Source organism: Maritalea sp. YIW29 (assembly GCF_057219265.1).
Map to the genome: position 1 here is coordinate 329,851 of NZ_JBXVVF010000002.1, position 22,874 is coordinate 352,724.

At 49.9% G+C, this 22,874-nt stretch carries 17 protein-coding genes; 11 read left to right on the plus strand and 6 right to left on the minus strand.

All coding sequences use genetic code 11. The features are described 5' to 3' along the window. Positions 1–227 precede the first annotated feature (227 nt). Genes AC2D8L_RS10745 through AC2D8L_RS10780 form a run of 8 tightly spaced genes read left to right on the plus strand, consistent with a single transcriptional unit; the run spans position 228 to position 9,343 of the window. A complete protein-coding gene (locus AC2D8L_RS10745) occupies positions 228–767 on the plus strand; it encodes a hypothetical protein (protein WP_484685478.1) in 540 nt (179 codons plus the stop codon). Continuing rightward, on the plus strand, positions 758–2,998 hold the full coding sequence (locus AC2D8L_RS10750) for a 4Fe-4S binding protein (RefSeq protein ID WP_484685479.1): 2,241 nt from the start codon (positions 758–760) through the stop codon (positions 2,996–2,998). The genes AC2D8L_RS10745 and AC2D8L_RS10750 overlap by 10 nt, the downstream gene beginning before the upstream one ends. Then, a complete protein-coding gene (gene nosZ / locus AC2D8L_RS10755; RefSeq protein ID WP_484685480.1) occupies positions 2,988–4,892 on the plus strand; it encodes a TAT-dependent nitrous-oxide reductase in 1,905 nt (634 codons plus the stop codon). The genes AC2D8L_RS10750 and nosZ overlap by 11 nt, the downstream gene beginning before the upstream one ends. 12 nt (positions 4,893–4,904) lie before the next feature. Continuing rightward, positions 4,905–6,164 carry a nitrous oxide reductase family maturation protein NosD gene (locus tag AC2D8L_RS10760; protein WP_484685481.1) on the plus strand — a complete coding sequence of 420 codons (1,260 nt, stop codon included), beginning with the start codon at positions 4,905–4,907 and terminating at the stop codon, positions 6,162–6,164. Then, entirely contained in the window at positions 6,164–7,063 is a 900-nt protein-coding gene (locus tag AC2D8L_RS10765) for an ABC transporter ATP-binding protein (protein WP_484685482.1), read from the plus strand. The genes AC2D8L_RS10760 and AC2D8L_RS10765 overlap by 1 nt, the downstream gene beginning before the upstream one ends. Continuing rightward, on the plus strand, positions 7,063–7,881 hold the full coding sequence (locus AC2D8L_RS10770; protein WP_484685483.1) for an ABC transporter permease: 819 nt from the start codon (positions 7,063–7,065) through the stop codon (positions 7,879–7,881). The genes AC2D8L_RS10765 and AC2D8L_RS10770 overlap by 1 nt, the downstream gene beginning before the upstream one ends. Further along, positions 7,878–8,423: a nitrous oxide reductase accessory protein NosL gene (locus AC2D8L_RS10775; protein ID WP_484685484.1), complete on the plus strand. Its 546-nt coding sequence runs from the start codon at positions 7,878–7,880 to the stop codon at positions 8,421–8,423. The genes AC2D8L_RS10770 and AC2D8L_RS10775 overlap by 4 nt, the downstream gene beginning before the upstream one ends. Next, on the plus strand, positions 8,420–9,343 hold the full coding sequence (locus tag AC2D8L_RS10780; RefSeq protein WP_484685485.1) for an FAD:protein FMN transferase: 924 nt from the start codon (positions 8,420–8,422) through the stop codon (positions 9,341–9,343). The genes AC2D8L_RS10775 and AC2D8L_RS10780 overlap by 4 nt, the downstream gene beginning before the upstream one ends. A gap of 78 nt (positions 9,344–9,421) precedes the next feature. On the opposite strand, the gene AC2D8L_RS10785 is transcribed toward AC2D8L_RS10780, so the two are convergent. Genes AC2D8L_RS10785 through AC2D8L_RS10795 form a run of 3 tightly spaced genes read right to left on the minus strand, consistent with a single transcriptional unit; the run spans position 9,422 to position 14,571 of the window. Further along, positions 9,422–10,300 (minus strand): ABC transporter six-transmembrane domain-containing protein, encoded by an 879-nt coding sequence (locus AC2D8L_RS10785; RefSeq protein WP_484685486.1) that lies wholly within the window; start codon positions 10,298–10,300, stop codon positions 9,422–9,424. Positions 10,301–10,302: 2 nt separating this feature from the next. Then, complete coding sequence (locus tag AC2D8L_RS10790; protein WP_484685487.1) at positions 10,303–13,419, minus strand: efflux RND transporter permease subunit; 3,117 nt, start codon at positions 13,417–13,419, stop codon at positions 10,303–10,305. Between the two features lie 3 nt (positions 13,420–13,422). After that, positions 13,423–14,571 (minus strand): efflux RND transporter periplasmic adaptor subunit, encoded by a 1,149-nt coding sequence (locus AC2D8L_RS10795; protein ID WP_484685488.1) that lies wholly within the window; start codon positions 14,569–14,571, stop codon positions 13,423–13,425. Positions 14,572–15,053: 482 nt separating this feature from the next. Between AC2D8L_RS10795 and AC2D8L_RS10800 the strand changes: the two genes are divergently transcribed. Then, complete coding sequence (locus AC2D8L_RS10800; protein ID WP_484685489.1) at positions 15,054–16,679, plus strand: GGDEF domain-containing protein; 1,626 nt, start codon at positions 15,054–15,056, stop codon at positions 16,677–16,679. A 35-nt stretch (positions 16,680–16,714) separates the two neighbouring features. Here AC2D8L_RS10800 and AC2D8L_RS10805 read toward each other — a convergent pair whose 3' ends face one another. Together AC2D8L_RS10805 and AC2D8L_RS10810 are read right to left on the minus strand one after the other, a co-directional pair. Next, positions 16,715–17,632, minus strand: coding sequence for an NAD(P)-dependent oxidoreductase (locus AC2D8L_RS10805; protein ID WP_484685490.1), 918 nt, complete (start codon positions 17,630–17,632; stop codon positions 16,715–16,717). A gap of 117 nt (positions 17,633–17,749) precedes the next feature. Beyond that, positions 17,750–19,129 (minus strand): CoA transferase, encoded by a 1,380-nt coding sequence (locus AC2D8L_RS10810; protein WP_484685491.1) that lies wholly within the window; start codon positions 19,127–19,129, stop codon positions 17,750–17,752. Positions 19,130–19,202: 73 nt separating this feature from the next. Here AC2D8L_RS10810 and AC2D8L_RS10815 point away from each other — a divergent pair, with 73 nt between their 5' ends. Next, on the plus strand, positions 19,203–20,360 hold the full coding sequence (locus tag AC2D8L_RS10815; RefSeq protein ID WP_484685492.1) for a citrate synthase: 1,158 nt from the start codon (positions 19,203–19,205) through the stop codon (positions 20,358–20,360). 61 nt (positions 20,361–20,421) lie between these two features. Here AC2D8L_RS10815 and AC2D8L_RS10820 read toward each other — a convergent pair whose 3' ends face one another. Continuing rightward, positions 20,422–20,796, minus strand: a complete 375-nt coding sequence (locus AC2D8L_RS10820) for a hypothetical protein (protein WP_484685493.1) — start codon at positions 20,794–20,796, stop codon at positions 20,422–20,424. 462 nt (positions 20,797–21,258) lie between these two features. On the opposite strand from AC2D8L_RS10820, the gene AC2D8L_RS10825 reads away from it, so the two are divergent. Next, on the plus strand, positions 21,259–22,860 hold the full coding sequence (locus AC2D8L_RS10825) for an ABC transporter substrate-binding protein (protein WP_484685494.1): 1,602 nt from the start codon (positions 21,259–21,261) through the stop codon (positions 22,858–22,860). Positions 22,861–22,874 lie beyond the last annotated feature (14 nt).

Sequence of the window (22,874 nt, forward strand, 5' to 3'; positions counted from 1 at the left end):
TTGTTGCCGATAACGCATATGCGCGCATCAGGCGGTTAAACATTTCGTCTTTTAGACTATTCGGCGGGGATGCTAATTGAGCTATCGCAAATACAGCATCGTTTATTTTGAGCGTCTCAACCAAGCAAGCCTTGGCTTGGTCCCCCTTAGCGGGTTTCATTCAACGGCACTTGCGATAATCACAAAACCTATCTGTACTTTGCTCATAATTGCGCTAGATCAACGATGTGCCGAGCAGAACGCTCTACTCCGCTGTTATGACTTATCGTTATGGCGCAAAATCAAACATAGATGCGCAAGTTCGGCCTCGGCCTACCCTTGCAACAGAGCTGAAGCGTTTTTTCGCTGAGCTTGGTCTCGTCTTGGCGTTGCTGATGCTTCTCGCGCAGTCATTCCCAGCGTTTGGTGCAAACTCCGGCTGGGCGCCGATTTGTTCTGACCAAGGTGTAGTGCTGACCCAGGTACCGTCAGAGGATGGTCAACCGAGCCGTGAGTGCACACGCTGTTCGCTGTGCGTGGTAAATCTTTCAGTGTTTGGCGGTGGATCCGCGGAAATCGCATATGTCGGTTGGCCGCAAGTCGAATTGCACCACTATGGGTCTTGGGCTTTGGAAAACCGCTTCATTTTGCCCGATTATGTCTTGCCCTTCGCGGGCGCTCCCCCGCCCGCCGTTCAAGTTGAGTTTATGCCGACTAATTCACTCGCATCAGTGTTTGGTGCGCCTGCACCAAAGTCCTTCATGCCGGAGTTCGTCTCATGGCTTTAGGCAAATCCACATTCCATAGATTTCCAGCTGCCTGCTTGCACATCTTCGTGTTATTTGCCGCGCTAATCCTCATCAGTGCACCTGCATCTGCGCTGGAAGCTCGTCCATTTGTCGAAAAATTCTTGCCTGAAATCAGTGCTTCAGACCTGATTGAAGGCGCCACAGAATATGGCGCAATCCGCAGCGATATCCCCGCTGCGCCGGTTTTACGCGGCAGCGAATTGCTTGGATATGCATTCATCACAAGTGATTTTGTCAGCACAACAGGATATTCGGGTAAACCCATTCATGTGATGGTTGCAATTGCCCCAGACGGCAAATTGCTGCGCGCTGAACTTGTCAAACATTCCGAACCAATTGTTTTAATCGGTATTCCTGACAGCAAAATCAAAGCGCTGACCAGCAGCTATTCTGGCCTTGATATAATTCATGAGGCACAAACAGGCGGATCTGGGCATGAGCTGGACATTATTTCCGGTGCAACGGTCACCATCATGATTATTGATGATTCAATTGTGCGTTCCGCCATCAAAGTTGCACGTGCTTTGGGTTTGGGCGGCCTCGCGGCGGCTGGTGACGGGCAACCTGCGCGGGAACTCAAAACCGGTGAACCAATAATCAACGACTGGCAAACCCTTGCCGGTGACGGTTCCATCCGCCGATTGACATTGGAAATCGGGCAAATAAACCAAGCCTTCGAAAAAGCTGGTGACGAGCGGGCCATCAAGCGACCAGAACCTGGTGCGCCAGACGATACATATATTGATATGCATACCGCCTTGGTTTCTGTGCCAAGCATCGGCAAAAGCCTGCTGGGTGAAGCAGAATATAACAATCTGACAGATTGGCTGGATGAAGGTGAACACGCTATTCTGGTTCTGGGGCGTGGCGTTTATTCCTTCAAAGGGTCTGGCTATGTTCGCGGCGGCATATTTGATCGCATCCAGCTTATTCAAGGCGACGATTCAGTTCGCTTTAGGGATCGTGGGCACCGCCGGTTGGGCGCGTTGGCAACAGATGATGCGCTAAGATTTACCGAACTCGACATATTCAAAATCCCGGCAAATGTGGGGTTCGATCCTGCAGAGCCGTGGCGCTTGCAGCTTTTGGCCAATCGCGCGGTCGGCCCGATTGAAAAGACATTTCTCACTTTCGACCTCGGCTATAAATTGCCGGAACATTACCTCGTGCCGCGTGCGGCCCCAACGCCCATAACATCTGCTGTAAACGCTGAAGAAGATTTGGCCGCGCGGGCAGAACTTTGGCAACGTATTTGGCGCGATAAAAAGGTGGAAATCAGCATCCTTTTAATCATGCTGACCGTTCTTACAGGCATCTTCTTTTTCCAAAAACAAGTCACCCGAAATGCCAAGGCATTTTACTGGTTCCGAATAGGCTTTCTAACCCTGACGTTAGCGTTTCTGGGCTGGAGCCAAAATGCGCAGCTGTCCATCGTCAATCTAATGGCGTTGGGTTCATCAATATCTAGCGGTTTCAGCTGGGACGCGTTCTTGCTTGACCCCCTCGTGTTCATTCTTTGGAGCTCATTGGCCGCAGCGCTGTTATTTTGGGGGCGCGGCGCATTTTGCGGATGGTTGTGCCCGTTCGGCGCGCTGCAAGAACTGTCCAATCAGGTTGCCCGTTTTTTCAAAGTACCGCAAATCGAACTGCCATGGGGGCTGCATGAACGTTTGTGGCCGCTCAAATATATGATCTTTTTGGCCTTGTTTGGTCTCTCTATGGTCTCGGTGCCGTTGGCTGAGCAATTTGCCGAGGTCGAACCCTTCAAGACCGCGATTATTCTCAAATTCGCGCGTAGCTGGCCCTATGTAATGTTCGCCATTGCGCTGCTCAGCGCTGGGCTATTTATCGAGCGATTTTATTGCCGCTATCTTTGCCCGCTGGGCGCGGCCCTCGCGATCCCAGGGCGTATCCGCATGTTTGACTGGCTCAAACGACATAATGAGTGCGGCAACCCCTGCCAGACTTGTTCAAACGAATGTTTTGTACAAGCCATCCACCCCACTGGGGAAATCAACCCCAATGAGTGCCTGTCCTGCCTGCATTGTCAGGTTCTTTATCAGGACAGTCAGAAATGCCCCGTCTGCATAAAAAAGAGAAAACGGGGAGAGAAACTTGCCCAAAGCAACGCTCAATCGGCAGCCGCTTTTGAACGCATGCTCGGGGACAAATCAATTTTGCCAAAAAGGAGGGCAAAGAATGACCGATAAGACAACCCAAAAAGAAAAAATCTCCCGGCGGGAGTTGCTAACCGGCACTGGCGCTGGCGCTATGTTGGCAGGTGCAGCGGTTATGGGCGGCACATCGCTCGTTTCAACAACGTCGGCCGCTGCGGCAGAAAACAAGACCGCCCTACATCCGGGTGAATTGGACGAATATTACGGCTTTTGGTCTTCAGGCCAAAGCGGTGAGCTTCGTATTATGGGTCTACCGTCCATGCGCGAGTTAATGCGTGTGCCTGTGTTTAACCGTTGTTCTGCAACCGGCTGGGGGGATACCAACGAATCCAAGAAAATCTTAACTGAAGGATTGATGCCCGAGACCAAAGATTTTTTGGCAAAGCGCGGCATGGAAACATATCACAATGGTGACCTGCACCACCCTCATATGTCCTTCACGGACGGAACATATGATGGTCGCTATCTCTTCATGAACGATAAAGCCAATACCCGGGTTGCACGGGTGCGGTGCGATGTCATGAAATGTGACAAGATTATTGAAATTCCGAACGCTTCGGATATTCACGGTCTTCGCCCGCAAAAGTTCCCACGCACTGGTTATGTTTTTGCCAATGGCGAGCACCGGGTTCCCCTAGTCAATGATGGTTCAATTTTGGATAGCCCAGAAGAATATGTGGCGATCTTCACCGCCATTGATGGCGACACCATGGAAATTGCATGGCAAGTCATTGTTGACGGCAATTTGGACAATGTCGACGCTGACTATCAGGGCCGATACGCGATTTCTTCAAGCTACAATTCTGAAGGTGGCGTAAGCCTTGCGGAAATGACTGAAGCGGAAATGGACCACGCTGTTGTCTTTGACATTGCGCGGATCGAAGCTGCCGTGGAAGCTGGAGAATATGAAGTCTATAATGGCGTTAAAGTTTTGGACGGTCGCAAGGGCTCCAAACTCACTGCCTATATTCCTATCCCCAACAGCCCGCACGGCGTGAATACTGCGCCAGACGGCAAATATGTGATGGTGAACGGTAAATTGTCACCAACGGTATCGATCATCGAACTCGATAAAATCGAAGCCGTTTTCCAAGGTGCTGATCCACGTTCATGTATTGTTGGCGAACCTGAGCTTGGTTTGGGGCCTTTGCACACTGCATTTGACGGACAAGGCAATGCGTTTACAACCTTGTTCCTTGATAGCCAAGTTGTGAAATGGAATATCGACAAGGCCGTTCGCCTTTATAACGGCGAAAATGTCGATCCCATTTTGTCTAAGGTCGATGTTCAATATCAACCAGGGCACAACCACACCTCAATGGGTGAAACCAATGAGGCCGATGGTAAATGGCTGATCTCGCTTAATAAATTCTCTAAAGATCGATTCTTGAATGTTGGACCGCTTAAGCCAGAGAATGAACAACTGATCGATATAACCCAAGATGTGCCTGTCGTTGTTCATGACAGCCCAACTTTTGCGGAGCCACATGATTGTATCATTGTGCATCGATCTAAAGTGACCCCTGCAAGCATTTGGACCCGCGACGACCCAATGTGGGAAGACGCGCGCAAGCAGGCGGAAGCCGATGGTGTTGTGCTGGAAGATGGACACGATGAAATCATTCGCGACGGCAACAAGGTACGTGTTTACATGTATTCAGCCGCGCCAACCTTCTCCATGGAACAGTTCACTGTGAAACAAGGGGACGAGGTTACAATTTACCTCACCAATATTGATGATGTGGACGACCTCACCCACGGCTTTACATTGGGCAATCACGGTATTTGCTTTGAAGTTGGTCCGATGGCAACAGCGTCTGTCACCTTCACCGCAGATCGTCCGGGTGTGCATTGGTATTATTGCCAGTGGTTCTGTCACGCGCTCCATATGGAAATGCGTGGCCGGATGTTGGTTGAGCCTGCTTAAGGAAAAGCCCCCGTGTCGCTTCACCTCAAAATCGCAGCGCTGTTTTTGGCCTTCGTGTCAAACGCATATGGCGCGCAAATTACCGTTTCACCGGACGGTGACGCACTGGCACGGGCACTTGAATCAGCAGAGGCGGGTGATCTCATCCGCCTCCTGCCCGGCTCTTATGAAGGGCCAATTACAATCGATAAACCCATTACACTTGATGGAAATGGGCACGCAACAATTGCTGGTAATGAAATAGGGTCTGTCATTTCCGTCACAGTGCCCGATGTCACCGTGCGCGGATTGACCATTATAGGTTCAGGCTCAAAGGGCGATGGACGGGATGCAGGTGTGTTTTTGGGCAAGAAAGCCAAGAACGCTGTGGTCAGCGGCAATCGTATTTTGGGCAATCTTGTTGGGGTTGATGTTCGCGGTTCAAAAAACGCGTTAGTGACAAAAAACATCATTGAGGGTCGCCAAGGCCACCGCATGAACGACCGCGGAAATGGCGTTTATGTTTGGAATGCACCGGGGGCAAAAGTCATCGGTAATGACATCCGTTGGGGCCGTGATGGCATTTTCGTCAACACCTCAAAAAACAACGAATTTTCAGGCAATCGCTTCAGAGATTTACGGTTCGCGGTACACTATATGTACGCGAACAACAGCGTGGTTGCCGACAATGTTTCGCTGGGCAACCATTTGGGATACGCAATTATGTATTCCGACAATGTGCGGATCGAAGGGAACCTTTCCAAAGGGGACCGCGACCATGGCATCATGATGAATTACACCAACGACAGCATCGTCGCCAACAACCACATTGAGCAGGTCGGCGACAAATGCGTGTTTATTTACAATGCGCATAAGAACGACTTTTTCGGCAATCTATTTTCTCAGTGTGCAATCGGCATTCATTTTACCGCGGGTTCAGAGCGCAATGCGTTTAGCTCCAATTCGTTTATTGGAAACCGCACACAGGTAAAATATGTCGGGTCTCGCTGGGTGGATTGGAGCGTTGACGGGCAAGGCAATTATTGGTCCGACCACGCGGCATTTGATTTAGACGGCAACGGAATTGCAGACACCGTTTACCGCCCAAACGATGTGATGGATCATGTTTTGTGGACCCAACCTGCCGCCAAGTCTTTGCTTGGATCACCTGCGGTGCAGCTTATTCGTTGGTCACAATCCGCCTTTCCAGCTCTCTTGCCCGGCGGGGTAATTGACAGATCACCTCTGATGCAACCCGCAATACCCAATATATCCGCATGGGAAGATTTTTGATGTCCGCCCTAGAGTTGAAAAGAGTAAGCAAGCGCTACGGTACGCTTGAAACCGTATCGGACATTTCGCTGTCCATTTCGGCTGGGGAGCGTGTCGCACTGCTTGGTCACAATGGCGCGGGCAAAACCACAATCATTCGCATGATACTTGGCTTGACCCATTTAAGTGAAGGCAACATTGAGGTGCTTGGTCACCAACCCGGATCCCGGGCCGCCCGCAAACGGACTGGTTTTTTACCGGAGAGTGTTGCATTTCACGGCGCGTTAACTGGCCGGGAGCAGTTGCACCATTTTGCGCGGCTAAAATCAGTCGCTACGGCAGAAGCTGACAATTTGCTCGAAAGGGTGGGATTAGCCGATGCCGCGGACCGGAAGATCCGGACCTATTCCAAAGGTATGCGTCAACGGATTGGACTTGCTCAAGTTGTGTTAGGTCGCCCGCGACTAGCGGTTTTGGACGAGCCAACAAGCGGCTTAGATCCAGTTTCACGACATGAATTTTACGATATCGTACAAGAACTCGCAGATGACGGTACCGCGGTGTTGTTATCTTCACACGCTCTAACTGAGCTTGAATTACGCACTGATCGTATTTCGATATTGAGCAAAGGGAAGTTGGTGGCAAATGACAGTTTGGCGCAATTGCGCCGTGCCGCGAGTTTGCCCATCAAGGTAAAAGTGACCGCAACTGCAGAAACAGCAGATGGTGTTGCTATTGAACTGGGCGGCCAGCGCATTAATGGCCAAGCGGTTGAGCTGTTTTGCCAGCCACATAATAAAGTCGCGACCCTATCAGCCGTTACAGCACTTGGCTCTATTGTGAAAGACGTGGACGTAACCCCCGCAAGCCTTGAAGAACTCTATCGCCATTTTAGTGGCCTAAATGGAGGCGCAAATTGATGCCGATATTCACAATTGCCCGTCAAGAGCTTCTGATCGCCCGCCGCAACCTATGGGTGGCCATCACCATCATATTGATGGCCCTGTTCAATATTGTTCTTACCCTTGCTGGCGATTCACCGACCGGTGTCTTGGGCGTGAACCCTCTTACTGTTGCTTTGACATCCATTACTACGCTGTCGGTATATCTTATTCCGCTAATTGGCTTATTGCTCTCTTTCGATGCCATTTCTGGAGAGAAAGAGCGCGGCACGCTAAATTTGAGCCTTTCCTATCCCCTATCGCGGATTGAAATATTGTTGGGCAAATTCATCGCCCACATTTGTGTGCTGGCCGCAGCGATTGGGATTGGCCTGTGCTTAAGTGTTGTTCTGGTTGTTGGGGCACACGGGGTCGGCGTTCTTTCCATTGCACCGTTGGTGAAGCTGTTTTTCACATCCTTGGCACTTGGGGCCACTTTTTTAGGTTTCGGCTATGCGATTTCGAGCAGTGTCCGGCAAACCGGCGCGGCCTCTGGCATCGCAATTTCGGTTTGGCTGGTTTGCATTGTCCTTTATGACCTGGGTTTGCTTGGCGCATTAGTTGCGGATGGTTCAGGCTTTTTCTCAAAAGTCATATTTCCATGGTTGCTGATTGCCAATCCTGCAGATGCTTTCCGCATGCTCAACACTGCGGACCCATCAGCAAATGTGCTCGCAACCGGGGTTGTTGCTGCGAATATTGCGAGCGGGTCCATAGCGCAAACAATTTCGCTTCTTTGCTGGCCAATTTTGGCGCTCTTTTTGTCTTGGTATGTGTTCGAAAAGGTGGAGCCATGAGGTTGGGCAAAACACTATATATGCTTCCCATGCTGGCAATGTTGGCTGCATGCACTGGTGAAAACAGTGCTGACTTGCCCAATCCGGTGCCATTGACCGAAGAGGCCGCGGGATATTATTGCCAGATGGTCATTTTGGAACATGATGGCCCCAAAGCGCAGATGTATCTTGAAGGATATCAACAGCCGCTCTGGTTCTCCCAAGTGCGTGACGGGCTTGCCCGAATGAAATCGGCGGAACGCACATCTGAAATTCTTGTCCTTTATGTAAATGACATGGGCAAGGCGGTTAATTGGAGTGAACCGGGTGCCGACAATTGGATCGACGCGACCACAGCCTATTTTGTTGTTGGTTCGGATGCTGTTGGGGGTATGAGCGCGCCGGAAATGGTGCCGTTTTCCGAACGGGCGGATGCTGACAAGTTTATTGAGACACACGGGGGGCAGGTGATGCGTTTTGCTGACATTTCAGCCGAACTTGTTCTATCGCCAATCGATATTGACCGGCCTACGCAAACCGAAACAGACGAGGCATCACAATGACAACGCGCAGACGGTTCATGACCATTCTGGCCAGCGCCTCCGCCCTTCCAATTATTGGTGGCGCAGCAAATGCGACAACCCATAGCTGGCAGGGAATTGCTCTGGGGGCCAAAGCGCAATTGGTCTTAAATCATCCAGACGCAAAAGAGTTGATTGATTTAGCGGTGGCTGAAATAGATCGATTGGAAAATATCTTTAGCCTTTATCGAGATGATAGCGAGATTTTCCGCCTCAATCGAAATGGTGTTTTGCATCAACCCGCCTTCGAATTTGTTGAGTTAGCATCTATTTGTGCGCAGTTGCATGCGCGCACCAAGGGTGCATTTGACCCCACCGTACAACCAATTTGGGCGCTTTACGCGTCAGCATTCGCGGCTGGACTTCCGCCCACGGAACTTGAGATCGAGGCCGTGCGTCTGCAAATTGGTTGGCAGCATTTAGGTTTTGACGCGCAGAAAATCCAGTTCAACAGACCCGGCATGGGGCTAACGCTAAATGGTGTGGCACAAGGCTATATCGCGGACAAGGTCACCGCATTATTGCGCCGAAATGGTGTGGTCGATGTGCTTGTGAACACCGGCGAAATTGCCGCGCTTGGCCACGCATCGGATGGGGCGCCTTGGCCGGTTAAACTGCCAAACACACAACGAGATCCAGTCATGTTAAGTGATGGTGCCATTGCCACGTCCTCGCCAAATGGAACGGTTTTTGATGTCGGGGGAAAAGTCGGCCACATTATCGATCCTCGTAGCGGCTATCCTGCGGGAAACTGGGAAAATGTCACCGTCATTTCCAATTCAGCTGCACAGGCTGACGGTTTATCCACTGCATTTTGCCTGATGTCACCAGACGAGATTTTGGTTGCCGCGGGAGAAAACAAAGTGATTTTGGACGAGGCCGCACGCCTAATTAAACAGTAAGATTTGGCCAAATCCCACTTTTTGCACTCGCGTTGAAAACCCACACATTATCGGTATAAGTCTGCGCGTTTATGTGTTTTAAGCCGTTGATTGCTCTTCGCCGGTTTCGTTAATCCGGTTTGTAATTTCAGATAATCGCGTCCAACTTTGAAGGGTCATCGGGAGCGCGAGCGCATTTTCGATGAATTCCCAAGAATAGCTGACAATGGCAAAGATCATGCCTGCGGAAACTGCGGGCAGGCTGGTCGAAAAGTGCAAATTGAAAAGGATCATAGCCAAAAGAACGACGAAAATCGCACCATAAAGAATTGCTTCTCTGTCCGAAATTTGAATTTCGGTATGCTTTAGGCGCAAAAAATGTGCCAACAGCGCGCGCGCTTTTCGGCGTTCAAGCAACACCACCTGTTGTTCTGATTGCTTGTTTAAAGTCGCGTTTAGCGCATAAAAACTCTTATGAAAACAGGCGTAAACCCCAAGTGTAACAATGGCAGAAACCCCTGCAGCCAATGCAAGTTGCGGCGCAAAACTATATAGAATGATAAGCGAAACAGCCAACTGGATGCCGGCGGCAATGACCTCGGGCAGCATGTCTTCTAAAAAATCAACAAGTTCGCGCCCCATGCCAAGCCGAGCATTTACAACCGACACCGACACGTCCGGGGTTCTTTCGGTCTGTTCTTTGCTGAAAGCGACCCGCATCGCGCCATAAACCCGCGTATCATACATCCGCCGCACGACCGAGAAGATGATCAATATCCCCAAGAACATTGTTAAGTGCCAGAACGCTTCTTGCTCGCTTTTAAGCAACCCATCAATCGCATAACCGATAAATAAAGGGATTAATGCGAGCAGGCCCGTTTCAACCAGCGTTAGAAACCAGGTTAGCGATATTTTTGCTGCAAATTTTCTAAACAGAAACCCAAGTGATAATGGCTTTTTTGATGAAGCTTTTGCCATATCTATTTCGCTTCCTCTGATGAGGGGGACCTGCGGAACAATGCAAACACATCTTCTGTGATCGCAATCAGCACGGGGACAAGAATGAGCATTAGCGCGGTGCCAAAAAGCTCGCCAAATGCAAGCGAAACAGCCGCAGGAATGAGATATTGCGCTTGCTCGGACGTCTCCATAAGAAGCGGCATTAACCCGATGACTGTTGTCGCCGTCGTCAGGAAAATTGCCTGAAAACGGCCAACTCCTGCCAGATTTAGTGCTTTGGCGACGGTTTCACCGTCATCTCTTGCCTGATTGTATCGGGTGATCATGACAAGACTGTCATTCACCACGACCCCGGTTAGCGCCAACATGCCGAAAAATGAAAACAATGAGAGCGGGACATCCATAATGAGATGTCCCACAGATGCGGCGATAAACCCAAATGGCACAATCGCTAAGATCACAAAGGGCTGCCAATAACTTTTCAGCGGAATGGCCATCAAAACATAGATGAGAACCGCTGAAAGAATGAGTGCTCTGATTAGCCCTTTTTGAATATCGCCGATCTCTTCAAGCTCGCCAGCTGGCAGAATTTTGACGCTGGGATATTTCTGTTTCAGCTCGGGCATCAATCTCTCTTTCACGGCTTGTGCCACTTCAGTGGGCGAAACAAGCCTGCGGTCGATCGATGCGACAACAGTGTTTATCCTATGCGCGTCACGTCGGTGAACGGTTGTTGACGCATATGAGCCTTCAATATTGGCGATGGTGTTCAGGGGCACCCATGCGCCATTTTCGCTTCGCAACCGTGTTTGCATGAGGTCGCTAATGCTCTCCCGGGCTGTGCGGGCGTTCTGCACAATAACGCGGACCTCTTCGCCATCTCTGCGAACGCGGGCAATTTCAATGCCACCAAAGCTGTTTCCAATTTGGCTGGCCAAAGTCTCAGGCGTAAATCCAAGATTTTTGGCATCCGAACGCAATCGAATTTTCAGCTCGGGTTGCCCACCGGTCAGCCCATCGCGGATATTTGAGACACCATCAATCCCAGCAATGAAGCCACGCAGTTCTTCGCTTGCCTGACGCAGCAAAGCGTCGTCCTTGGACATCAGTCGAAACTGAAATCCGCCTGCAATTGCCTCGGATCCCGTGAACTGTAATTCCGTGGCGCCTTCAACCACCCCAACCCGGTTTCTCCACGCTGAAACAACATCAAGAACTTCAATGTCCGGGCGCTCGGCAACCGGCAGCAGTTCTGCGTAGAGCTGAGCAGAACCAGCGTCGCTGATCGTGGTGAAAAAAGTTCGGATGGGCTGTTTTTCCATATTGTGTCGTTTGGCCAGCTCCGCACTTAACTCGCGTCCTTGCGTTTCGATGAAATCGACATTGCTCTGCGTAAGTTTAAAAGGCGCACGTGTATCCATTTCGACGCTAATTGAGATGACTTGGCCGGGAACATCGGGAAAAAATACCGTTTTGATTTTACCATTCACCAATAATCCAATGCCCAGCACAGCCGCTGCTATGAACAAAATCAAAACCGCATATCGATGCCTAATGGAAACATCCAAGGTGGGGCGATATATTTGATCGCGAAACCATCGCAATCCGTTTTGCGCATTATCCTGAACGCTGCCCCACATGCGGCTTAAGGGGTTTTTACGTTCTGAGGTGAGCGGTATGTGGGCCAGGTGAGCGGGCAAAATAAACTTGCTTTCGATTAGCGAGAAAATCAGCGCCAAAATCACAATGCCGGAAAAACTCGCCAATACTTTGCCCAGCGGATTGTCAATGAGCAACATGGGATAAAAAGCGGCGATTGTTGTCAGCACACCGAATACAGTTGCCACCGCGACGCGCTTCACACCGCGCTCTGTGGCCTCAATATTGCCGCCGCCTTTTTTGCGTTCTTCGAACACACTTTCGCCGACCACGACAGCGTCATCCACCAATATGCCTAAGGCAATAATCAGACCAAAGGTCGTCACATCATTGAGTGAATAGTCAACCCACTTCGAGCCAGAAACCGCCAGCGCGCCCATCACCGAAATGGGAATGCCCATGGCGACCCAAAATGCCAAGCGTATGTTGAGAAAGATCGACAACATCAATGCAACCAGCAAAAGCCCTTGAACACCGTTGCTTCGAAGAAGAGCGAGACGGTCAGAAATATATCCAGCGCTATCCCCCCATACTTGGGCATGAACCCTGGGCGGCAATTGAGGGGTAAACTCGTCGACGACCTGCCTGACCACACGGCTAATGTCCAAAAGGTTTTCCTTTTGACCGATCAAAACTTCCATTCCAACCGTGGGGTCGCCGTTTAGGCGAAAGAGAAAGTCTCCATCCAAAAAGCGGTCTTCAACATTAGCCACCTCGGACAGCGGAACAGAATAGCCATCCGCCTTGCGGATGATTGGCAAGTTTGCATATTCAGGCGCATAAAGGGACCGATCGTCCGCCCGAAGGTAAATGGTGCCACCTTCGGTGCGCAATTGCCCTGCGTGAAAACTGAGGGAATTTTCTTGAATGGCAGCGTTTACTTCTGCAACGGTAAGCCCATATTGGCGCAACCGTTCCGGCTCAATGTTAATCCGTAGCTCTCGTGGAATAAGGCCCCAAATTTTCAGGCGCGAAAGTTCTGGCTTTGTTAGAAGATTTTCCTTTAGCCTTTGCGAGAGGGTCTGCAATGCTCCGGGATCAATGTCCCCGTGTAGATTAACATAAAGAGCTGGGAAATCGTAGCCAGAGGCCTGAATTACCGGGCGTCGCACTTTCTCTGGCAGATTACTTAACCCATCAATTCTAATGCGCACGCGATCCAAAACAGCTTGCAGTTTTTCACCGCTCGCGCGGCGTACGGCGATGTGCGCATAGCCGTTTCCAGACTGGGCGCTAACCGACTTCACGCCTCTTAGCCCTTCAAGGGCCTGTTCAACCTTTTGCGTAACAAGTTCGTCGACCTGCTTTGCGGTAGCGCCAGGATATTCAATCGTAATTTGTACATTTTCAGCCGGGATGCGCGGAAACCCCTCAATACGCATCGAAAATACTGTTTGAATGCCCAAAAAGAGGACTAAAACCATCAGCAAGTTTGCGGCAACTGGGTTTCTAATGAACCACGCGGTAAGAGTGTGCATGACTTAGTCTTCCCGCTGCTTTGGTGAAACCGCCTGCCCGGGCAAGAACGATGCAAGCGGGGTCTTGACGATGCTTATGGGTCCATCAAACAGGGGCGGCTTAATTGAAATTTTGCCGTTGTGTCTGAATAGGATTGTTGGCTGCTCGCGCAACAGGCGATCATTGATATCGACAAACCAAATATCGCCTGACCGGGTTAAAACGGATTCGGGCACGGTCAATACATTGTCAAAGATGCGGCCGCTCAACTCGACACGCAAGTAATCCCCGGTCATCAACTCATGTTTGGGGTTTGTCATATCGAGAAAAATTTGTACTTGGCGTGTCTTGGGATTTAGAAAACCGCCGCCATGTCTAATTTTTGCCGTCCCGATGCTTTCCCCGCTTCGATGGAAAACTTGAGCAGAACGGCCGGCGACTGGAAGTTCCAATAGGTTCCAATCTGCCTCGCTCAACGCAACCTGAAGCTCAAATTGCGTGTCATCAGAAAGCGCCACCAATGGCTCACCCGCGGAAATGGTTTGGCCCAGACTAGCCAGGCGTGCGGTCACATAACCCGAAAACGGCGCTTTGACGATTGTATCGTCAAGTAGTTGCTGTGACGCAGCGAGCTGCGCTTGTGCAGCCGTTACCGCGTGCGTGGCAATGTGCAGTTCGGGCAAATGAACAGCAAGATCACTTGGTGCGACCACGCCATCTTGCTCAAATTGACGGCGCGTGATTTGAACTTTGTGTTCCGCGCGACGTTCAGCAAGACGAGCTTGCTCAAGGGCAAGCTGAGCACTTGCCACATCACTTTCATACCGCGCGCGCTCAATTTCAAATAGAGGGGTATTTTTGGCCACACGACTGCCTGCCAATGCGGCGTCATGCACTTTCAGAATACGGCCAGAAACCGACGCTTTAATTTCCGCATTCCAGCGGGCCTTGAGTTCCGAGAAAACAGATATCTGTGCTTTGGTGGATTGTTTGGACACGTTTAGCACGGTTACCGGTTGAGCTAGAGGTTTGGTTTTTGTCGGCTTCACATCTACCGTGTCCTCAGCCAACAACACCACACCAATACAGATTGCTAAAGCGGAAACGGCCGCAAATATCCATAGCCAACGTCTTTTTGGCATTTCGCTACCCGCTGTTTTGCTATCCGACATTGCAACCTCTTAGTTCTCTTAGAATGAGCAAATCACCCCCTTGGGCGACAAAGCTTCGTACATATATAAAGAGAATGATCGTTCTATCAATAGAGAATTGATATTTAATGAAGACGCCAACAGCGCAGCTTTAGGTGGAGCATTGCGATTTGGAACGAAAAATGAAGAGCCGCAGCGACTTGTGAAGTCTATGCAACCTGATGGGGCAAAGCGAAGCGGTGACTCAGGGTTCAACTGTCTTTTGCAACGGCGATAGCGCACAAATCTCTAGTTGCACTGGCATTGTATCGCGGATGCCCAATGGCACGGATGCTTGGTTCGATGGGGAAATTTTGTTAATTTTCCGGACGCCGTAACCCGGAGATTTGAACCCCATATTTGGGTAAAGACATACGTAAATCATGCAGAATTTGGCCACATACCATTAACCAAATTTCGCTAGACTGCCGAAATTGTTGGGTCCACATGACATTGGATACTTAATGTCGACACGGGAAAAAATTGAATCCTTGATGAATGACGCATACCAATTTTATTTGGGTGCTGAGTTCAAAAAGGCGCTTCAGCACAATTTGAAGGCGTTGGAATTAGCTAAAGGGCTAGGCCACGCCCAATTGATTGCGCGTGCTGAAGTTTCAGTGTCCCGCTCTTACCGCTGGATGCATAAACCACAATTGGCGCTGGAACACATTCACAATGGATTGGCCCTTTTCGCTCAATTCAAAGACGCCAAATTATTGGCATTTGCCCGCCTCATCCACGGTCGTATTCTAAACCAACTCGGTCTATCCGATGATTCTTACAATGAACTCGTCAAAGTCCTCGAATGGGCCGAAAAGAATGGCGAATATGAGTTGGTTGCTCGAGCGCTTGATTGGCAGGCCATGCTTTTTGTTCGGGCTGCCAATTTTGAAAAAGCGCAAGAAATGCTTGAGCAAGCAAATGCGCTACAAGACGAACATGACTTCCCTTCATTGCGTTCCGTGTTGCCACTTCATCGCGGCTTTTTCCATACAAGGGCCGGTGATCATGCATTTGAGCAGGGCGACAAGCAGGCTCATTTGGATCATTTCCAAATCGGCCTCATCTGGACGGAAATCGCAATAAAGGCGGCAGTTGAAAGTGGTGACGCTTGGCATCAGTTCATCGGGAATTGCAATGCAGCTGAATGCGCTGCTGTGCTCGAACAGTTTGAGATGGCAGACCGGTTTTTAGCCCAAGCTGACGAATTGCCATCTGGGGTCCTGGAGGTTGGTGCAGTGCATTACCTTTATACAAAAAGTGAGGTCGCAAACCGACGTGGCAACAGTGAAATTGCGATCCAGTACGGACTTGATGCCCTAGATGCTTGCGAAGCCAATCCAGACGCCGACAATGTCATGAATGCCCATCGGCGCGTTGCAGAGGCATACGAAACAGCCGAGCAATTTGAAAACGCATTGAAGGCATATAAAGAATATCACGCCCAATATCGAAACTCTCTCGCACGAAAAGCCTATCTGCAAGACAGAATGGCTGCATATAAGGCGAAGGTGAAGGACATGCGTGACCAGCTTGAACAAGCCAATGTACACGCGGAACGCATGACCGAAGAAGCGTATAAGGATGCGTTGACCGGCCTTTGCAACCGCCGAGCATTTGATCAGGCATTGATGCAATATGATGCTGACCGAAATGCCAAATATGCAATTGCCGTCCTAGATTTGGACCACTTCAAAAAGATCAATGACAATTATTCCCATTTGGTGGGGGATGATGTGTTGCGATTTGTGGCCGACATTATGGAAGAACACACCCGTTCAACGGATATTGTTGCGCGTATTGGCGGTGAAGAATTTGCCATTCTAATGCCCAACACAAACCAAGATGCAGCTATAATTGTGTGCGAGCGCATTCGCAAACATATCAAATCTTGGGATTGGCAATCTATCGAGCCAGACCTAAAGGTTTCCACAAGCGGTGGCATCGCTTTATCGCACGAAGGTCGCGGGTCGCACGATGTATATGCGATCGCGGATACGAGACTGTATCACGCCAAAACACATGGCCGAAATCAAGTGGAAGCCTATGCGCTATCCGCTGGAAGTACTGCAACACACTGGTCCTAAGCCAAAACCGCAGGCCGGCCACTATTCAGCGGCAACTACTTATCTCTTGTAAGACGACGCATCAGGCTAGAGGTATCCCAACGGTTTCCGCCCATGCCTTGCACATCTTTGTAGAATTGATCGACCAACGCCGTCATTGGCAGCGAAGCATTGTTTTGATCCGCCTCAGCCAGGCACATGCCCAAATCCTTACGCATCCAGTCAACCGCAAATCCGAACTCAAATTCGTCCGCGAGCATTGTTTTGCCGCGGTTTTCCATCTGCCAAGACCCCGCCGCACCTTTCGAGATCACGTCAAGCACCGCTTCCCCGTCGAGCCCTGCACGTTGGGCAAAATTCATGCCTTCGGCCAGACCTTGAACGACACCCGCGATACAGATTTGATTGACCATTTTCGTCAGTTGGCCAGCGCCAGCTGGACCCAATAATTTGCAGGAACGGGCGAAGGCATCAATGAGCGGCAGTGATTGATCAAAGACATCCTGATCGCCACCACACATCACCGTTAGGATGCCGTTTTCTGCGCCCGCTTGGCCACCGGATACAGGCGCATCTATGAACCCGATTTCTAGTGACTTTGCATTTTCATAAAGCTCACGGGCAACGCTTGCACTAGCTGTTGTGTGATCAACAAAGATCGCGCCCTTCGGCATTGATTGGAACGCACCATTTTCACCGATGGTTACCGCGCGCAAATCATCATCATTGCCGACACAGGCAAATACAAAATCGCAATCCTTTGCGGCCTCAGCTGGCGTTGTCGCAAACTCACCGCCGTTGGCATCGACCCAGTTTTGAGCACGCGAAATTGTCCGATTGTAGACCGTAACATCATGCCCAGCCTTTTTCAGGTACGCAGCCATTGGAGCGCCCATGACGCCCAAGCCAATCCATGCAATTTTGCTCATAAAAACCCCTCGCGCACGCACAAACTTGCGTGGATCATCTATCATTTCAATTTGAAAAGAAGGCAGGAACAGCCCGCACTCTGCTTCGCATTTTTCGAACCATCTCATTTTCGCTGAAAGAGGTCAAACCACTATTTGTCATGTGCAAACATCAATTGATGATCAAATTTCTGGCCAATTTGGTGGGGCTGCTCGCAACGGCCCTGCCTGTTTTTCCCAAGAAAAATCGACACCATTTATTTTTAACGGAAACCTCAATCGCTTCGCAGCGCCAAGGTGGGTTTGCTCTCGCCGGGTAGTAAAATCTTCGTCGGCGAGCTGGGCAATGCCACCACCAATATGATGACGACTAGTTCGGGCGAGCAAAAGGGCGACGCGTGCGAGGGAAAGACGTGCCGAATAGGCGTGGCCGTCCAATTTGGATTGGGCTAGGGCCGATAAAACAGAAGCTGCGACCAAGTATCCGGTCGCATGGTCCAGCGCCTGCACCGGCAATGGCGTCGGCTTAGCGTGACGTGCCATCTTCATGCCAAAATCCGCGATACCGGTGCTCATTTGAACCAAGCTGTCAAAACCTCGTCTGTTCGCCCACGGTCCGGTCCACCCAAACGCATTGTGGGCGACATCGATCAGGGCAGGGTTTAATTCTCGAAGTTGTTCAGTTGAAAATCCAAGCTTTTCCAATGCATCTGCACGTAATCCATAAACAAGGACATCTGCCCTTCTCAAAAGGGCTGTGAATTGGTCGCGGCCTCTGCGTTGAGAAAGATCAAGGTGCGCGCATGTTTTGCCAATCGTCATTTCCTCATAAAGACCGGGTTCGTCCCACCAAATCGGGTCTATGCGCAATATTGTCGCCCCAAGCCCCGCGAGCGTTCTTGTGGCCACTGGACCGGCAATCACGCGGGTGAGATCAAGCACTTTGAGGCCTTTCAGGGGTCTTTTGGAATTCTGCAGCGTGAAATTTAAAGGTTGCGATGTCTTGTGTTTTTCCCAAGCTACTAAAGGTTCTGAACTGAGGGCAATCCCTTGTGGACGCATCGCCCAATCATCCAAAGATCGCATTTGTGCAGCGCACCCACCAGCCCCCACAATTGCTGTTTCAAGCGCCAATGCATCCCAGTTTTGAACTGCATTTTCAACTTTCTCTCTAGTCCCTTCGACGCCCAGCACCTGTAGGGCCACCTTTTTATGGTGAGGTGCATTTGTGTGAAGTCTGATCCACCCTGTTTTTGCGTGATAATCCCCTGCGACTTCATCCCAAACCTCAGGTTGTTCGTTATCCGTCAGGTATAGGCTTTGGGCAAACCAATGTGAGGCAAGGCGTTGATCTACACTCATTGTGGGGGCCAACTCACCAAGATGTGTTGACATGAATGATCTCAACGCCTCGCCAACGCCGAGGAACGAAGCTGACGCGAGGCCGGATACATCAAACCAACTTGGCAGTTCCTCTCGATTTTGAAGCATGCGATCCAGTTGCCCCGCACCGGCGCCAAGGCGAAGGCTTGAAATAATTTCAGGTAAAAATGGATTGGTCATTGCACATACTCCAGTGTTGGTCGGAGAAAATCAGTGCTTTACGTCGCGGTCAATCTTGATCAAGGTAATCAATATGAAAATCCATGACGATGAAAAACAATATTCTGCCGACGCAATGACGGTTTGTCAGCAGGTCGGCATTTCAGCGGATACACTTTATGCCTATGTAAGTCGGGGTCTCATTCGAAAAATCCCCCACCCTCAAGATGGTCGGAAAAGCTTATATCATCAGGGTGATCTAGAGATTCTAAGAACTCGAAAAACCAAAGGCCGTTCGCGCAAAGATGTGGCTGCTTCCACCATTAATTGGGGAGAGCCTGTGTTGCAGTCTGCCATCACGGAAATCCGGGACCAGCAAATATTTTACCGTGGGCACAATTCCACTATCCTTTCCAAAAACCACAAATTTGAAGATGTTTTTGAATTGCTGGTTGGGGAGAAGTTTCGGGGTGCAGCACCGACGGCTCAAGTAGGCGATCCAACATTCTACAATAACGAGACACCAATCCAGCGCCTCATCATGATGCTCGCCTTAGAATGCGGGAAAGTGGGCTCTAAGGGCGGTTTACAGACCGCTCGGCGCTTGTTACGTCAGGCCGCCTTGGTTATCGCCAACGTCGACAAGGATGACGAACGGCACTCAATTGCTCAGATTGTCTCAGGCACTTGGAGTTCACACTCTGAAGCAACAAACATTATTCAACAGGCCCTCATTCTTTGCGCGGACCACGAATTGAACGCCTCAACTTATGCAGCCCGCGTCGCCGCTTCTGCCGGCGCAAATCTCCCTGCCGCCTTGCTCGCTGGGGCAACCACATTGTCTGGCAACGCCCATGGTGGCATGACGAATAGCACGCGTGATTGGGTAGAGCAATTTACTTCAGCGGCGCAAATAGAACGCGTCAATTTAGTGCCAGACAATATTGCACCACCCGGATTTGGGCACCCATTTTACACAAATGGAGACCCCCGCGCGTTGGCCCTCATTAAGGCTTGTGACATACCCGACAGCTGGGCAAATGTCGCAAACTTTGTTCAAGACAGAACAGGCACTACCCCGACGTTGGATTTTGGATTGGCGATGGTTGAGGAACACCTAGATCTGCCGCGCGGTTCCGGTTTGGGCATTTTTGCACTTGGTCGAATAGCAGGTTGGATTGCTCATATATTTGAGCAACGTAAAAAGGGAAAACTCATACGCCCACGCGCTGTGTTTTCTGGTCAAAAATAGTCGTCCTAAAACCGAGTGCAATTGGGCATACTTGATGTTGGTGAATTGACCCAGTGCATTGTCAACTTTGACGATTGCGGTGAACCCACAATAATACACTGATGACGGTTGGTATGATGAAGCCGCGCAACAAAGATGGATCAAAACCAGAAGTTGGTACCATTTCCGTCGATCCCACATATTGCAGAACAACTAATCCGACAATTGATCCCCACATTGCCCAAATAGCGTGCGACATACCTTTGATGAGCGCGAAAAGGCTAGCAACAATTGCCAAACGCAACAGCGATTGACCATGTGTGGGGACACTCAAACCTTGGGCGCCAAAATATAGACTGACCAATTTTGACATGTGATAGAGGATCAAAAATCCCGCAAGCCCAAAGATTATCAGTTTGATTGGCGACTTCAGGAAAGATGAAATTTTGTGTCGCATGAAAGCTCTTTCCAATCCCGTAATTCTTCAAATTACTGCAAAAATTATTGCTCAAATACCTGATCGCAAACCCCTAGCGACCGAACGTTGATCAAACGGTTGAGATGATCAAAATGTGCAAAACGCAATTAACCTGATCTGGCCTATGCGAGCAAGCACAGTGTTGTTGTCATAGCGCACACGTATATCATATCCAAAAAATCACATTTGTTTTAATGTTTTATTTCAATAACTTAGCAAGTTATCTTTCAAACAATTCTCCAAATTACGCAGTGTCAGACTATTTGCGATTGACAAATTGTTGGAACCAACAGCACACTTAGTAAAAAAATTATGATGGACTTTGGGGATACGTAAACAGCTCTAGTTTTTCGACCATGATGGTCGCAAATTCATCACTGCGCGAAAAGACAAAAATTGTGGTGGCGAACTAACAATTGTAAAACCTTGAGGGAGGGAATGATGAAATTCAACCATTCAATCAAAGGGCTAACGCTTGCAGCGGCGCTCTTAGCTTCAACCGCGATACCGGTTTTTGCCGACACGCCGGGTGATACATTTGTAATTGCCCGAAACACGGCTGACGTTATTACGCTTGATCCTGCCGAGACTTTTGAGTTTACGGGCGGCCGCATTGTTGCCAATGTTTACGAACGCGTGATGATGTTTGAGCCTGACGATTTGACCAAATTGGTTGGCGGCGCGACAGACAGCTATTCGTTTTCTGACGATGGAAAAATGATCACGCTTAAACTGCGTGAAGGCATGACATTCCACTCCGGCAACCCTGTGACGGCCGCTGACGTGGCATATTCACTTGGACGTGTGATCAAGCTGAACAAAACGCCGTCCTTTATCTTCAAGCAAATCGGCTGGACAGAAGAAAATGTTGATGGTGCCGTACGGGCCATCGATGATTTGACCGTTGAAATCGATATTTTGGCAGACCTATCGCCTGCATTGGTGCTTAATCTTTTGTCGGCCAATGTCGGCTCCGTTGTTGATATGAAATTGGTTCAAGAGCACGAAGTTGATGGGGATATGGGCTATGGATGGCTCAAAGATCACTCTGCAGGTTCTGGCCCCTATATGCTGAAATCCTGGAAGGCTAACGAGCTGATTATGCTTGAAGCCAATGCAAATGATCGCCATGGCGCGCCGAGTATGAAACGTGTGGTAATCCGGCACGTTCCTGAAGCTTCAGCCCAAAGATTGTTGCTGGAAAAAGGCGATGTTGATGCGGCGATGGATTTGACAACCGATCAAATCAAAGGTCTCGCGGGCAAAGATGGTGTTGAAATTGATACCTATCCGCAAGGCACGGTGATGTATCTTGCCACCAACATGGATAACGCAATTCTGTCCGATCCAAATGTCAGCCAAGCACTGCGTTATGTTGTAGATTATGAAGGTATGGCTGGCTCATTCCTTGATGGCCAGTTTAAGGTTCATCAATCATTCTGGCCAACAGGCATGTGGGCTGCAAGCGCAGAAATCCCGTTCACCCGTGACATTGCAAAAGCCAAGGAATTGGTTGCCAAAGCTGGTTTGGCACCTGACGCCAAGATAACCATCGACACATTGAACCAATCGCCGTTCAAAGAAGTTGCACAATCTGTGCAAGCTGGTTTGAGCGAAATTGGCATCAATTCAGAAATCGTGTTGTCGGACGGTGCCACTTTATGGCCAAAATACCGGGCACGTAAACACGATCTAATTGTCGCTTATTGGGGACCAGATTATTCTGATCCACACTCAAATGCTGACGCATTTGCCCACAACCCGGACAATAGCTTTGAAAGTCAACTAACGGGTAAGCTGACGTGGCGGAATGCATGGGACGCTGGCGACCTCACCGCGTTGACCAATGCGGCGGCTGCGGAATCCGATCCTGAAAAACGCTATGAGATCTATCAGGAACTGCAAAAACATGTACGTGAAGACTCTCCATTCACCGTCATGTTCCAAGGCATTGGGCAGTTGGGTCGCCGTGATAACATTGTTGGCTTCATCAATGGCGTTACGTCCGATCAAGCGTTCTACCGCACTGTTGTCAAAAAATAACCAACAGGACAGTT